This window comes from Agrobacterium sp. NPDC090273, assembly GCF_044772305.1.
Lineage (GTDB): Bacteria > Pseudomonadota > Alphaproteobacteria > Rhizobiales > Rhizobiaceae > Agrobacterium.
Window position 1 is genome coordinate 269482 of record NZ_JBIVYN010000002.1, and the last position, 12889, is coordinate 282370.

Below are 12889 nucleotides of genomic sequence, written 5' to 3' on the forward strand. Positions count from 1 at the left end.
CGCCCAGGGAAGTCTGTTGATGCTCAAGCTGCGCTCGTTTCTTTTCAATACGCTGTTCTATCTCAATCTTATCGTGCGCATGATCGTGCTGACGCCGATCTATTTTCTGTTGCCGCGCAAGATTGCTTTTGAAATCCCCAAGAACTGGGCACGCTCCAACCACTGGCTGATGAGGACCATCGTGGGCACGACCTTCGAAATCGAAGGGCTGGAACACATTCCGGAAACCGGCTGTATCTTCGCGCCAAAACATCAGTCCTTTTGGGACACCTACGCGCTTCTGCCCAACCTTCCTGATCCGGTCTATATCCTCAAGCGTGAACTGCTCTGGATACCGCTATTTGGCTGGTACGCGATGAAGCAGCGCATGATCCCGGTGAACCGCGCTGCACGCGGCAAGGTCATGATGAAAGTCATGGAGCGCGCCAAGGAAGAGATGGCCGCAGGACGTGAGTTGATCATTTACCCGGAAGGCACCCGCCGACCGCCGGGCGCACCACCCGAATATCGTTATGGCATTGCCCGCCTCTATCGCGATCTCAACGTTCCAGTCATCCCGGTTGCCATGCATCCGGGCCTTTTCTGGCCGCGCCGTTCAACCATGCGTTACCCCGGCCACTTCAAGGTAAAGATCCTGCCGCCCATCCAGCCTGGCCTTGATCCGGATGTGTTTTTCAAGCACCTGATCGAGGTCACGGAGAGGGCAAGCGACGAACTGCTTCTGGAGACGGCGCGAAACAACCCGAGCCTGCCATTGCCACCCACTGCAGTCCAGCGCATCGCTGAGCTTCAGGGCGCAGAAACGCCTAAGCCGGTTGAACAGCCAATCCGCTAACCCGGGCTGCTATGTTTTCCAGCGTGGTGTCGCGAATACCCATATCCTGCAAATGCTGGATGGTGTTGAAAACATAATCGGTATTGGGGCCTGAACGGCCAGCGGCAGTGGCGACAATCGCTGCCGCATCGGGCGCGGCGAGCCCACCGACATATTGGTCATGCGCGGGGTCTGCCACATAGGTTACGGCGCTACTGCGCCGCCCGTCTACCATGGCAATACTGACCACCCGCTCCTTGTAGACATTTGTGACGAGTTCCCGCTCACGCAGGTACGCCATCACAGGCTCGTACTCGGCACCTTTGACCCGGAAAGCCACTCCAAGACAGGAGCCGCCGCGCTCAAGGCCAAGCACAAGACCGGGCTTTTCCTCCGTACCGCGATAGACGCTCGACCATATGCACAAAGAGCGACGGTAACCGTGCAGACGCGCCTGCTGCCTCTCCTCAAAAGCAAAGCCCGGGTTCCACATCAACGAACCGTAGCCAAAGACCCAAAAATCGTCCATATCCCACGCCAAATCGAAATTATCTGAAGTCGATTCATCGGAGATCAATATGGCAGCGTCAAGCCAATCCGGCACAGCCAGAAAAATCCTTTGGCTTGGTCTCGCGATCGTAGTGGCGATCGGGCTCTATACGGCAGGGTGGTTTTACGCCGCGAACAAGCTGAAAGAGACCGTCCTGAACGCGATCGCGCCCACAGAAGCCGCCAGCGTCAGTGGCGAATGCGGCGACATTACTTTCCGCGGTTATCCCTTTCGGATCGGGCTCTTCTGCTCCAAGGTCAACGTGGACGACAAGGAGAACGGCGTTTCGGCATCGTTTGGCCAGCTTCGCTCGGCGGCCCAGGTCTATGATCCTGGCCATATTGTCTGGGAACTCGATTCGCCCGCAGAGATTCGCACCGGCCATGGTCTGACGGTTTCCGCCGAATGGCAGAACCTGCAGTCGAGCCTGACAACCAAACTGAAGGGTATCGACCGCACATCGCTGGTGATCGACGGCCTCAAGGCCAATGCCGTGTCCTCAGTGACCGGCCAGACAATCGATTTCGATGCTGCAAAAACCGAGATGCATCTGCGCCAGAATGGCGCCGATCTGGATGGCGCCATTACCGTCACCGACGCAGCGACAGTCATCAAGGATTGGCCCCAAATTCTGCCACGCCTGTCAGCAATCGCCGATGTAACGCTTGCCGGCAAGGCGGGCATGATCGACGGTAGCGACAAGACAGGGCTCTACGGTGCGAGCGGTGAATTGCGTCGCGTGTTGGCAGACATCGGTGAAGGCCGCACCATGCGCATCAGCGGTCCCTTCTCCTTCGACAATGAAGGTTATCTCTCCGGCCAATTCAAGGTGGAAATCGAAAAGCTTGGCGCATGGTCGGACAATGCCAAGCAGGCGTTTCCGCAACTGCAGTCAACCATCGACACCGCCCGCAAACTGCTCGGTGCGCTGGCAGGTGGCGGAGACAGGGCGTCCGTTGATGTCGTGGTGGATCGCGGCCGCGCAACGATCAGCGGCTTCATTCCGCTCGGGAAAATTCCGCCAATCTGATGGAAATGAAAATGGCCGGTCAACCCGGCCATTTTTCTAAAGTGACAACACCATCTTATTTTTTTTGATCGAGCGCGTGACGGCCGAAGTCTGGCGCATCCACATCCTGACCTGCCTGAATGATCGAGCGGCGGATGGTGCGGGTGCGCGTGAAGAGTTCGAACAGCTTGTCGCCCTCACCCCAACGAATCGCTCGCTGCAAATAGGCAAGATCTTCGGAAAACCGCGCCAGCATTTCCAGGATGGCATCCTTGTTGTGCAGGCATACGTCGCGCCACATGGTTGGATCGGAAGCTGCCAGACGGGTGAAATCACGAAAACCTGACGCGGAATACTTGATGACTTCCGATTCCGTTACCGTCTCCAGATCATCTGCCGTACCGACAATATTGTACGCGATGATGTGCGGCAGGTGCGAAACTATCGCCAGCACCTTGTCGTGGTGTTCCGCATCCATTTCGTCCACACGAGAACCCAGCGCCTGCCAGAAGCCCTTCAGCTTCTCCAGTGCATGCTCGTCTGTACCAGGCAAAGGCGTGAAAATGCACCAGCGCTCACGGAAAAGACCCGCGAAGCCGGCATCGGGGCCTGACTTTTCCGTACCCGCCAGCGGGTGACCCGGAATGAAGTGCACATTGTCCGGCATATGCGGCGCCATCTGTGCGATGACCGATGCCTTGGTTGAACCGACATCGGTCACAATGGCGCCGGGTTTGAGATGCGGAGCGATCTGTTTTGCGACGCTCTCCGACGCACCGACCGGGACGGAAACGATGATGAGATCAGCGTCTTCCACGGCCTTCGCCGCCGACACGGTGTATTCGGTACCGAGTTCGAGTTCTTCCGCCCGTTTTAACGTGTCTTCGCTGCGGGTCGAAATGACCACATGCCGTGCGAGCCCAAGCTCCTTGACATCGCGCGCGATCGACGAGCCGATGAGGCCAATGCCGATCAGCGCAATGCGTTCAAACAACACTTCGCCCATCACGACCGTCCCATGAACTCGGTCAGGGCGGCGATAACGCCGAGGTTGGCCTCTTCCGAGCCGATTGTCATGCGCAGCGCATTCGGGAAGCCGTAGCCCCGGACCGCACGCAGGATGTAACCGCGCCGGCTGAGGAACTCATCGGCGTCAGACGCACGTTTACCATCCTGCTCCGGGAAGTGGATAAGGATGAAATTCGTCACCGATGGCGTGACCGTCAGACCGAGGCCGGCAAATGTCGTCGTAAGCTTTTCCTGCCAGACGGCGTTGTGGGACACAGCCTTTTCAACGAAAGCCTGATCGCGGATCGCTGCGGCACCGGCAGCAATGGCAGGTGCGCTCATGTTGAAGGGGCCACGAACGCGGTTCAGCGCATCGATAATTTCGGCCGGGCCATACATCCAGCCGACGCGCAGTGCTGCAAGGCCATATACCTTGGAGAAGGTCCGGGTCATTACGACGTTACGGTTACCCGACACAAGTTCAAGACCAGCCTCGTAATCGTTCTTGCGCACGTATTCCGCATAGGCCGCATCCAGCACCAGAAGAACGTTCTTCGGCAACGAAGACTGCAGACGGCGGATTTCCGCAACTGGAACATAGGTGCCCGTCGGATTGCCGGGATTGGCAATGAATACCATCTTCGTCTTCGCCGTCACAGCGGCGAGGATCGCATCCACATCAACGGTGCAATCCTTCTCCTTCACGGTGACGGGTGTCGCACCGGCGCCCATGATCTGGATCTTGTAGACGAGAAAACCGTGCTCTGTGATGATCGCCTCGTCACCCGCTCCGAGATAGACATGGCAGAGCAGGCCAAGCAACTCGTCCGAACCATTGCCGCACAGGATGTTCGCAATGTTAAGGCCATGAACGTCGGCAATCGCCTGGCGCAGCGCAATGGCCTGGCCGTCGGGATAGATTTCCAGATGGCTGGCGGCAGTGCCGAATGCCTCGATGGCCTTCGGGCTTGGACCAAGCGGTGTTTCGTTGGAGGAGAGCTTGTAAACCTTTGCGACGCCGTCGACATGCTCCTTGCCCGGAACATACGCGGCGATATCCAGGATACCTGGACGCGGAACAGGTTGGCTAAGCTCTGCACTCATTTGATCGACCTTCGGAATAACGCCGGGAAATCCGGCAAAAACAATGCCGCAGGCATTAGACCGGAATGGTCGTTTTGTCGAGGGTCAGCGCCGGTTTCGCGTATCGAGACCGGATCTCGTGGTAGGAACCCCTTGCGGCGCGAGAACAGGCACAAAAACCCGACGTGATGCCCGCTGTGTAACAGGCAGCCCCTGATAAAGCCGCTTCTGGGCTTCGACTATGATGACACCGGAAAACAGCGGCCAGAGCCTGCGCCCCGTGTGCTCTAGATAACGCCTGAATTTCAGAACAGGTCGGCTTGTCGTTGGCGGAAAGAACAACGCTTCCGCTGTCGCACCCGGCGTAAAATTGGTTTCACGCAAGAGCGCGGTCAACTGGCTGCGTGAATAAGGGCGGCCAGACCCGAAAGGCGTGTGCTCCATCCGCGCCCACACACCGCGCCGGTTCGGCACAACGATAACCAGACGCCCACCAGGCGCCAGCACGCGCCAGAGCTCCTTGAGGCTTTCGCGCGGGTTTTCGGCAAACTCAAGCGAATGGACCATCAACACGCGATCGATCGACGAATCGGGCAGCGGAAGCTCCTCGTCGAAAATCAGCGCCGTTGAAGAAAGCTCTCCGGCCGGCCAATTCACCGCCCCCTGCCCTGCGGGCATGAAGGCAAAGGTACGCTCCGTGTCACGGCGAAAACGGTCGAGAAATGGCACCGCGTAGCCGAGCCCTACCAGTCGCTCATCCGGCAAGGGTGGCCAGAGCGTCGATAGCGCCATGGTGATCGCCTGCTCCGCCGACCGGCCAAGCGGAGAGTGATAGAATTCGCGCAGATCGACAATATCGGTATTCATGCGCGAGAATGTAGCATCAGACGGTTGGACTTCAAGGCGGCTATCCTTACATTGAACGTCAGGCGGACGATTGCGCCGGGTTGGCCCCGGCAAATGGAGAGGACACGATGAAACCTTTGGAAATAGACGTCTTTCTTTGCCGCAGCGACAATTTTGGGGTTCTGCTGCACGATCCCGAGACCGGCGCAACTGCCGCCATCGATGCCCCGGAAGAAGGCCCTATCCTCCGGGCGCTCGAAGGACACGGCTGGAAACTGACCCACATCTTCACCACGCATCATCACCAGGACCATGTCGAAGCCAATCTGGCGCTGAAGGAGCGCTACCATTGCGAAATCCACGGCCCCTACGATGAAGCTGTGGCGATTCCCGGCCTCGATCGTTCGCAGGCGGATGGTGACGAGTTCGAATTTGCAGGCCGCCGCGTTCAGGTTATCGCAACGCCTGGTCATACCGCGGGTCATATCTGTTATTACCTGCCTGACGACGGGCTACTGTTTGCTGCAGACACACTGTTTGCCATGGGCTGCGGCCGGCTGTTCGAACGTCCGGCTACCGATATGTGGCACTCCTTCCAGAAGCTCATGGCTCTGCCCGACGACACCAGGGTTTATTTCGGCCACGAATACACTCTGTCGAACGCCCGGTTCGCGCTGACAATTGATCCGGACAACGTGGAACTGCAGACGCGTGCTGCGCACGTTGACGTCCTGCGCAAGGAAAACGAATTCACCATTCCGACCACTATTGGCCTGGAAAAACAGACCAACCCCTACATGCGGGTAGCGGACGGAAAGATCCGTGCGCAGCTTGGCCTTGCGGATGCAACGGACGCAGAGGTCTTCGCAGAAATTCGTGCCCGCAAGGATAACTTCCAATGAGCAAGGCAGAGCTTTCTGTGGAAGCGATTATCCGCGAGCTTGGACTGGAACCACACCCCGAGGGCGGGTTCTACCACCAGACCTTCCGCGACAAGGCGGGTGGAGAGCGCGGCCATTCGACAGCGATCTATTATCTTCTTGAGAAAGGGCAACGGTCGCACTGGCACCGCGTGACTGATGCTGCGGAAGTCTGGCATTATTACGCCGGTGCACCGATTTCCCTGCACCTCTCGCAAGACGGCAGGGAAGTCCAGACTTTCACGCTTGGCCCGGCGATATTGGCGGGAGAGCGACCGCAGGTGATCGTTCCGGCGAATTGCTGGCAATCCGCCGAAAGCCTTGGAGATTTCACTCTCGTCGGCTGCACCGTATCGCCAGGCTTTGCTTTTTCGAGTTTCATTATGGCAGAGCCCGGCTGGACGCCGGGCGATGCGCTCTAGACCCGTCAGCCGCCATATTTCGTCGCAGTGATGTAGACCTGGCCCACCCGAGTCGGGATGACCGCATAGACCGGTGCGTACACATCCATTGCGTCGGATTTGGCAAACCATATCTCCATCGAGATCGATTTCAGATACTCGATGTCCTTCCGCCCCTGCCGGTATCCGGAACGCGGCACGTAGCGCGCCTTGCACACGACTGCATCACCGCTGAAGCCCTGCGTCTTGAAGGGCTTGGTGCCACTCGAACTCAGGACCAGATCCAGACGCGACTCACCATCATAGATCGGCAGGCGAGTCGGGCAAATTCTTCCACCGGCGGGGATGATGAGACCCGAGATAGGGTCGAGTACCGATCGCAGGTCGCGATCTTTCACCTCAACCCAGTTGTCTGGCCTGGCTTTTGGCTCCGGCTTGACGGTCGTCGAGGTCACATTGCCATTGCGATAGACGACATCATAGGTTCGGACGCGTTTGCCATCCTTGTAGACCAGCGAATAGGCGTTAGCCTGCAGCCGGTTTCCACGTTTGGCACCCGAGACAGTCGTCTTGCCGGAAATGTCCTTGAGGACGCTTGCCAGCCCGGCAGCACTGAATGAGCCGGAAATCGAATAATTGGGGCCGTCCATGCGAGTCGAAAAACTGGCTCGCGCTATGGGCAGGATACCCAGATTGATGCTGTATTCACTCGTATGGCGTGCTTCAGCAGCGAAAGACGGGCCTACACCCGCAAAAGCCATCGCGGCAGCCAAGAAAAACCTTTGTCCTCTGGCAAACATCGGATATCACCCTAAAAGCGGCCCCTTAAAAGGCCTTGTCGGGCGATGATATACGCCGAGTTGTGGCAAGAAAAAAGCGGATGCCGGTTGAAAACGCCGTAATTTCCGTTCATTTGCTCGCGAGCGACTTGACTGTTAAAGCGTGCCTGACTATAGAACCGCAACTTTCCAATCATGGCCAGTTGGATTGCCACCCGGGTTTTGCCGGTGGCGACCGAGTGGTGAAACAGACGAAACGAAATAGGTGTACCCATGTCCCGTGTATGCGAATTGACCGGCAAGGGCGTCCAGACGGGCAACAACGTCAGCCACGCCAACAACAAGACCAAGCGCCGGTTCCTTCCGAACCTCTGCCAAGTCACGTTGATCTCCGATGTTCTTAGCCAGCGTTTCCGCCTGCGTGTTTCCGCAGCGGCTCTCCGCTCGGTCGAACACCGTGGCGGCCTCGATGCCTTCCTTCTGAAGTCCGACGAAAACGAACTGTCGATGCGCGCTCGTCTGCTGCGTCGCCAGATCGCAAAGAAGACGGCTGAAGCTGCTTAATAAGCGGCTTCACTCTTAACGACATTCAGAAGGCTTGAATGGCTTTTGCCACTCAGGCCTTTTGTGTGTTTCAGCACCACGCTTTTTGTTTTGGCATCGGACGAACAGAACACCGTTCTCCTTTTTCAGTCCGCAGCCCGAACTGGTGGCATCACCCAGGATAAAAAAATGCCTTACCTACGCTACACGGTTGTTTACGTACTTCTAATGACGCTTGTCGTCGTCGCATCCAATATTCTCGTACAGTACCCGTTGTCCGGATCGCTCTTCGGGGTCAACCTCGGAGACCTGCTGACCTGGGGTGCCTTCACCTATCCAATCGCTTTTCTTGTGACCGATCTGACGAACAGGCAGTTCGGCCCGTCGATTGCACGGCGCGTGGTACTTGCCGGCTTCGTCGTCGGTGTGACGCTTTCCTTCTGGACCTCGATTCCGCGTATCGCCGTCGCCTCAGGCACGGCCTATCTGATCGGCCAGCTGCTCGATATCTCTGTCTTCAATCGCCTGCGCCGTCAGCGCTGGTGGCATGCACCGCTGGCTGGTTCGATGCTCGGTTCGGTGCTGGACACCGCATTGTTCTTCTCCATCGCCTTTGCGGCGAGTTTCTCCTTCGTTGGTCCGAATGATGCCTTCGCGATCGAGAGTGCTCCCATCCTCGGCATTTTCGCACAGGAAGCACCACGCTGGATCTCCTGGGCGCTTGGCGATCTTTCTGTGAAGGTTCTTGTTGGTCTCGTGATGCTGCTGCCCTATGGCGCGCTGATGAATACATTGAAGCCAATGCCACCGGCAAAAGCACTCTGATTGTGGATTTGATAAAAGCCCGCGAAAGCGGGCTTTTTTTCATTCAACCAGTTTGAACTCCAGCATCAGATTGCGCTGGAGGAAGGAATGATTGTCGTCGGAGACGATGATGAGACGTGTCGAGCCATCAGGGCCTTTTACCACGTCCATGCCTTCCATATTGTCGATCTGGTAAACCATGCCAGCTTCGAGAAGGATCTCTCCATCGACGACAGCTCCTGGCTTGATATCCTCTGCTCGGATAAGGCGGATGCGCATACCGACGCCTTCGGCAAAATTGAACCGCCGCTCCAGAAGTAAAAGGTCACCATTGGGCAGGAAGGCGCCGTCGGTTACGTCGAAGGACGGATGATGGGCGACAGCAAAGGAACCCTTCAGAGGGCCTTCCAGGACGGCCGCAAGCAGGTTTCCATCGGCGTCTATACTCTTCTCGGCAACAACCACCATCGCGCCCTTCAGCAGAGAATCGACCGGCGAAACCGCCAGAGCTTCCATGCCACCATTCGAGCGCAGTTCGTTGTTGGGAATGAGATGCGGCAACCGCCCTATGGGTTTGGAGCTCTCAAAACCTGGATCTGGGAAGATATCAATCCGATGTCGCTGCTCATAGCTGACGAAAACCTGGTCGCCACGAAGCGCCAGACCCTCCGCGTCGACATCCATTTTCCGGGTAGGTTCGCGCCCGCTTATGTCCAGCATTGGTGCTATGCGAACGTCGGAAACGCCGGAGAGCGCACCACGATCACCGCGCGTGATCTTGCCGGTCAACCAGTGCCCGGTATCCAGCACTGCCACGAAATTTTCACCGTCCGGGCGAAAACGAATGCTTGATATAGCACCGAAAAGCTTTTCGGGAGAGCTCATCACCAGTCCGCCGACGAACTCCAGCTTGCCAAACCGGCTGGCACTGGTCCCGACTTCGAAATTGGCAAGCAAGCGCGATGCGACCGGCACATCGATTGTCGATGCACCGATGGGTGCTGGAACCAATGACGTCGCAGTGAAAAAAACCACCGCTGCCAGACAATTGCGAGCCGAGTAACCCCTGCCCCGCTTATCCTGCACGGCGAACCCGGCGCGGCGCGGCGGACGAATTGGTGTCCTCAAACAGCGCGGCGAGCTGTTCGGTCATCGCACCGGCCAGTTCATCGGCATCCACGATGGTAACAGCGCGACGATAATAACGGGTCACGTCATGGCCGATACCAATAGCCAGCAGTTCGACAGGCGACCGTGTTTCGATCTGCTCGATCACAGCCCGCAGGTGCCGTTCAAGGTAGTTGCCCGGATTGACCGAGAGCGTGGAGTCGTCGACTGGCGCACCGTCCGAAATCATCATCATGATCTTGCGCTGCTCAGGACGGCCAATCAGGCGGTTGTGCGCCCACATCAGCGCTTCACCATCGATGTTTTCTTTCAGCAGGCCCTCGCGCATCATCAGGCCAAGATTGCGACGAGCGCGGCGCCATGGCGCATCTGCGGACTTGTAGATGATGTGGCGCAAATCGTTGAGGCGTCCCGGGGAAGCAGGCTTGCTGTTGGCCAGCCACTGCTCGCGCGATTGACCACCCTTCCATGCCTTGGTGGTGAAGCCAAGAATCTCCACCTTGACGCCCGAGCGCTCCAGTGTACGCGCCAGAATGTCGGCGCACGTCGCGGCAACGGTGATCGGGCGGCCACGCATCGAACCAGAATTGTCGATGACGAGCGATACGACCGTATCGCGGAACTTGGTGTCGCGTTCCTTCTTAAAGGACAGCGGCTGCATGGGGTCGATGATAAGACGCACGAGACGCGCCGGATCGAGGTAGCCCTCTTCCAGATCGAAATCCCAAGAGCGGTTCTGCTGCGCCATCAGGCGGCGCTGGAGACGGTTTGCAAGACGTCCGACGGCGCCCTGGAGATGGGCAAGCTGCTTGTCGAGGAAGGCGCGCAGACGGTCGAGTTCCGCCTCATCGCAAAGTTCCTCGGCATGAATTTCCTCGTCGAACTCCTGCGTGAAGATGCGGTAGTCGACCTTCTCGTTGAAATCGTCAAACGGGCTGTTGGGTCGGCGTGTTTCACCTGGTGTCTCGGAATCCTCTTCGAGATCGTCGGACATTTCCTCGTCCGACATCTCGGCGCCGTCCATCTCGCCTTCTTCCATTTCCTCTTGCGAGGCTTCGTTCTCATCGGCGGGCGTCGCATCGGAACCGGCTTCCTCCTCGACCTGTTCTTCTTCGGTCTCGTTGGTCCGCGGTTGATCCTCGTCTGAATCGGCCTCCTGGCTTTCCGGCTCGTTGTCGTCGTCGCCGAAATCCTCTGCCATCTGCATGGACGTCAGCATCTTGCGAACAAGCTTCGAGAACGCTTTCTGGTCGCTGATGACATTTGACAGATCGTCGAGATCGCCGGCCGCCTTGTCCTCAATGAACTCCCGCCAAAGGTCGAGAACCTTGCCGGCGCTTGCAGGCGGCTTTTCGCCGGTCAGCTTTTCGCGCACGAGCATCGCCACCGCCTCGGCAATTGGCGCATCGTTCTGTGTGCTGATGTCCGAAAAATTCGCCTTGGCATATTTCTCGGTGTTCATGGCGCGAATGTTGGAAGCCATACCGGGCATGCGCAAAGCACCGATTGATTCAACGCGCGCCTGCTCCACTGCATCGAAGATCAGCCGGGCATCGGTTCCCTGCGGAGACATGGTCGCATGCACATCGCTGTCATGGCAGGCAAGGCGTAGCGCCATGGAATCGCCCAGTCCACGCGTGATGGCGATTTCCTGCGCGGTCGGCTTCTTGGAAATTTCCGGCAAACGCATACGCTCGCCAGCAAGACCGGGTCGCTCGTTTGCAAATACAACCTCGACCTCGGAATCGCCTGCAACGGATCGTACGCAGCCGGCAATCGCCTGGCGTAGCGGCTCCGTATCGATCGCCGTACCCGGTTTCGCTCTGGAATTGTCGCCGCGCCCTGCCATTGTCTTTCCTGTCGATTCTAGACGTCCTCGAGCCGCCCATCGGAGATGCGCGGCCCTTCGGCGCCTTCACGTCATCGGTGATGTTTCCCGGAAAACCGGAAAAATCAGGCGCTCAAAACGATGTTCGCAGCGCTTTCCTTCAGTTCAACGCCGAATGCGCGCTGATACTGTTCCGCAACCAGCGTGCGCTCGAGTTCGTCGCACTTGTTGAGGAAGGTCACACGGAAAGCGAAGGCGATATCGCCGAAGATTTCCGCGTTTTCTGCCCAGGTGATGACCGTACGAGGGCTCATGACAGTCGAAAGGTCGCCGTTGATGAAGGCCGAACGGGTCAGATCAGCCACCCGCACCATTTTGGAAACGGTTTCACGCCCCTTCGGGTTGTTGAAGCTCTTCACCTTGGCAGCAATGATGTTCACTTCCTGCTCATGCGGCAGGTAGTTGAGTGTCGTCACGATAGACCAACGGTCCATCTGCGCCTGGTTGATCTGCTGCGTGCCGTGGTAGAGGCCGGTGGTATCGCCGAGGCCGACGGTGTTTGCGGTCGCAAACAGGCGGAAGGCTGGATGAGGACGGATAACACGGCTCTGGTCAAGCAGCGTCAGACGACCGGAGGATTCGAGTACGCGCTGAATAACGAACATCACGTCCGGGCGGCCGGCATCGTATTCATCGAAGACCAGCGCGACATTGTGCTGGTACGCCCATGGCAGAATGCCATCCTTGAACTCGGTGACCTGCTTGCCGTCTTTCAGGACGATGGCGTCCTTGCCGACGAGATCGATACGGCTGACATGGCTGTCGAGGTTGACGCGAACGCAAGGCCAGTTGAGGCGCGCTGCGACCTGTTCGATATGGGTAGATTTACCGGTTCCGTGGAAGCCGGACACCATGACACGTCGGTTGTGAGCAAAACCGGCAAGAATAGCAAGCGTTGTATCGCGGTCGAAAAGATAGTCTGGATCGAGGTCGGGAACATAGGCGTCGCCCTGCGAATAGGCAGGAACCCGCAGATCCGTATCAATGCCGAAAACCTCCCGCACGGACACGGTTGTGTCGGGCAGGTTAGAAATATCAAGGTCGATTTTGCTCATCACGTCTCCAAGGCGGGCGGCAGCCACCCGGCCACATCATAATCAGGCGGTAAACACGAAA

14 protein-coding genes are annotated in these 12889 nt (G+C 57.8%); 6 read left to right on the forward strand and 8 right to left on the reverse strand.

The window, feature by feature from the left end:
- Window positions 1-19: 19 nt before the first annotated feature.
- Window positions 20-835, forward strand: a complete 816-nt coding sequence (locus ACIQT8_RS07540; RefSeq protein WP_400964611.1) for a lysophospholipid acyltransferase family protein — start codon at window positions 20-22, stop codon at window positions 833-835.
- Here the strand turns inward: ACIQT8_RS07540 and ACIQT8_RS07545 are convergent.
- Complete coding sequence (locus tag ACIQT8_RS07545; protein WP_138792128.1) at window positions 807-1343, reverse strand: gamma-glutamylcyclotransferase; 537 nt, start codon at window positions 1341-1343, stop codon at window positions 807-809. The genes ACIQT8_RS07540 and ACIQT8_RS07545 overlap by 29 nt on opposite strands.
- 49 nt (window positions 1344-1392) lie before the next feature.
- Here ACIQT8_RS07545 and ACIQT8_RS07550 point away from each other — a divergent pair, with 49 nt between their 5' ends.
- Window positions 1393-2394, forward strand: a complete 1002-nt coding sequence (locus ACIQT8_RS07550; protein WP_400964612.1) for a DUF2125 domain-containing protein — start codon at window positions 1393-1395, stop codon at window positions 2392-2394.
- Between the two features lie 55 nt (window positions 2395-2449).
- Here the strand turns inward: ACIQT8_RS07550 and ACIQT8_RS07555 are convergent, their stop codons facing one another.
- From ACIQT8_RS07555 to ACIQT8_RS07565, 3 genes are all read right to left on the reverse strand, one after another.
- A complete protein-coding gene (locus tag ACIQT8_RS07555) occupies window positions 2450-3379 on the reverse strand; it encodes a prephenate/arogenate dehydrogenase family protein (RefSeq protein ID WP_262527925.1) in 930 nt (309 codons plus the stop codon).
- Window positions 3379-4485, reverse strand: coding sequence for a histidinol-phosphate transaminase (hisC, locus tag ACIQT8_RS07560; RefSeq protein ID WP_400964613.1), 1107 nt, complete (start codon window positions 4483-4485; stop codon window positions 3379-3381). Before hisC ends, ACIQT8_RS07555 begins: the two co-directional genes overlap by 1 nt.
- Window positions 4486-4569: 84 nt before the next feature.
- Complete coding sequence (locus tag ACIQT8_RS07565) at window positions 4570-5331, reverse strand: class I SAM-dependent methyltransferase (RefSeq protein ID WP_262527922.1); 762 nt, start codon at window positions 5329-5331, stop codon at window positions 4570-4572.
- A gap of 107 nt (window positions 5332-5438) precedes the next feature.
- Here ACIQT8_RS07565 and gloB point away from each other — a divergent pair, with 107 nt between their 5' ends.
- Together gloB and ACIQT8_RS07575 are read left to right on the forward strand one after the other, a co-directional pair.
- Complete coding sequence (gene gloB / locus ACIQT8_RS07570) at window positions 5439-6212, forward strand: hydroxyacylglutathione hydrolase (RefSeq protein ID WP_400964614.1); 774 nt, start codon at window positions 5439-5441, stop codon at window positions 6210-6212.
- Window positions 6209-6652 (forward strand): cupin domain-containing protein, encoded by a 444-nt coding sequence (locus tag ACIQT8_RS07575; RefSeq protein ID WP_400964615.1) that lies wholly within the window; start codon window positions 6209-6211, stop codon window positions 6650-6652. Before gloB ends, ACIQT8_RS07575 begins: the two co-directional genes overlap by 4 nt.
- A gap of 5 nt (window positions 6653-6657) precedes the next feature.
- Here ACIQT8_RS07575 and ACIQT8_RS07580 read toward each other — a convergent pair whose 3' ends face one another.
- On the reverse strand, window positions 6658-7431 hold the full coding sequence (locus ACIQT8_RS07580) for a DUF3108 domain-containing protein (RefSeq protein WP_138792121.1): 774 nt from the start codon (window positions 7429-7431) through the stop codon (window positions 6658-6660).
- A gap of 252 nt (window positions 7432-7683) precedes the next feature.
- Between ACIQT8_RS07580 and rpmB the strand changes: the two genes are divergently transcribed.
- Both rpmB and ACIQT8_RS07590 read left to right on the forward strand, forming a co-directional pair.
- Window positions 7684-7974, forward strand: a complete 291-nt coding sequence (rpmB, locus tag ACIQT8_RS07585; RefSeq protein WP_138792120.1) for a 50S ribosomal protein L28 — start codon at window positions 7684-7686, stop codon at window positions 7972-7974.
- A 168-nt stretch (window positions 7975-8142) separates the two neighbouring features.
- Entirely contained in the window at window positions 8143-8778 is a 636-nt protein-coding gene (locus ACIQT8_RS07590; RefSeq protein ID WP_138792119.1) for a queuosine precursor transporter, read from the forward strand.
- Between the two features lie 39 nt (window positions 8779-8817).
- Here the strand turns inward: ACIQT8_RS07590 and ACIQT8_RS07595 are convergent, their stop codons facing one another.
- The 3 genes from ACIQT8_RS07595 to cobS form a co-directional block, all read right to left on the reverse strand.
- Complete coding sequence (locus tag ACIQT8_RS07595) at window positions 8818-9843, reverse strand: esterase-like activity of phytase family protein (protein ID WP_400964616.1); 1026 nt, start codon at window positions 9841-9843, stop codon at window positions 8818-8820.
- Window positions 9833-11734, reverse strand: coding sequence for a cobaltochelatase subunit CobT (gene cobT / locus ACIQT8_RS07600; RefSeq protein ID WP_400964617.1), 1902 nt, complete (start codon window positions 11732-11734; stop codon window positions 9833-9835). Before cobT ends, ACIQT8_RS07595 begins: the two co-directional genes overlap by 11 nt.
- Before the next feature lie 104 nt (window positions 11735-11838).
- On the reverse strand, window positions 11839-12828 hold the full coding sequence (cobS, locus tag ACIQT8_RS07605) for a cobaltochelatase subunit CobS (protein WP_138792117.1): 990 nt from the start codon (window positions 12826-12828) through the stop codon (window positions 11839-11841).
- Window positions 12829-12889: the final 61 nt, after the last annotated feature.

What these genes read in the sequence shown, in the direction of transcription:
- hisC (WP_400964613.1), bottom strand. Translation starts at nt 4,485, where the DNA reads ATGAGTGCAGAGCTTAGCCAACCTGTTCCGCGTCCAGGTATCCTGGAT.
- ACIQT8_RS07590 (WP_138792119.1), top strand. Translation starts at nt 8,143, where the DNA reads ATGCCTTACCTACGCTACACGGTTGTTTACGTACTTCTAATGACGCTT.
- gloB (WP_400964614.1), top strand. Translation starts at nt 5,439, where the DNA reads ATGAAACCTTTGGAAATAGACGTCTTTCTTTGCCGCAGCGACAATTTT.
- ACIQT8_RS07545 (WP_138792128.1), bottom strand. Translation starts at nt 1,343, where the DNA reads ATGGACGATTTTTGGGTCTTTGGCTACGGTTCGTTGATGTGGAACCCG.
- ACIQT8_RS07550 (WP_400964612.1), top strand. Translation starts at nt 1,393, where the DNA reads ATGGCAGCGTCAAGCCAATCCGGCACAGCCAGAAAAATCCTTTGGCTT.
- ACIQT8_RS07565 (WP_262527922.1), bottom strand. Translation starts at nt 5,331, where the DNA reads ATGAATACCGATATTGTCGATCTGCGCGAATTCTATCACTCTCCGCTT.
- cobS (WP_138792117.1), bottom strand. Translation starts at nt 12,828, where the DNA reads ATGAGCAAAATCGACCTTGATATTTCTAACCTGCCCGACACAACCGTG.
- ACIQT8_RS07555 (WP_262527925.1), bottom strand. Translation starts at nt 3,379, where the DNA reads ATGGGCGAAGTGTTGTTTGAACGCATTGCGCTGATCGGCATTGGCCTC.
- ACIQT8_RS07540 (WP_400964611.1), top strand. Translation starts at nt 20, where the DNA reads ATGCTCAAGCTGCGCTCGTTTCTTTTCAATACGCTGTTCTATCTCAAT.
- rpmB (WP_138792120.1), top strand. Translation starts at nt 7,684, where the DNA reads ATGTCCCGTGTATGCGAATTGACCGGCAAGGGCGTCCAGACGGGCAAC.
- cobT (WP_400964617.1), bottom strand. Translation starts at nt 11,734, where the DNA reads ATGGCAGGGCGCGGCGACAATTCCAGAGCGAAACCGGGTACGGCGATC.
- ACIQT8_RS07580 (WP_138792121.1), bottom strand. Translation starts at nt 7,431, where the DNA reads ATGTTTGCCAGAGGACAAAGGTTTTTCTTGGCTGCCGCGATGGCTTTT.
- ACIQT8_RS07575 (WP_400964615.1), top strand. Translation starts at nt 6,209, where the DNA reads ATGAGCAAGGCAGAGCTTTCTGTGGAAGCGATTATCCGCGAGCTTGGA.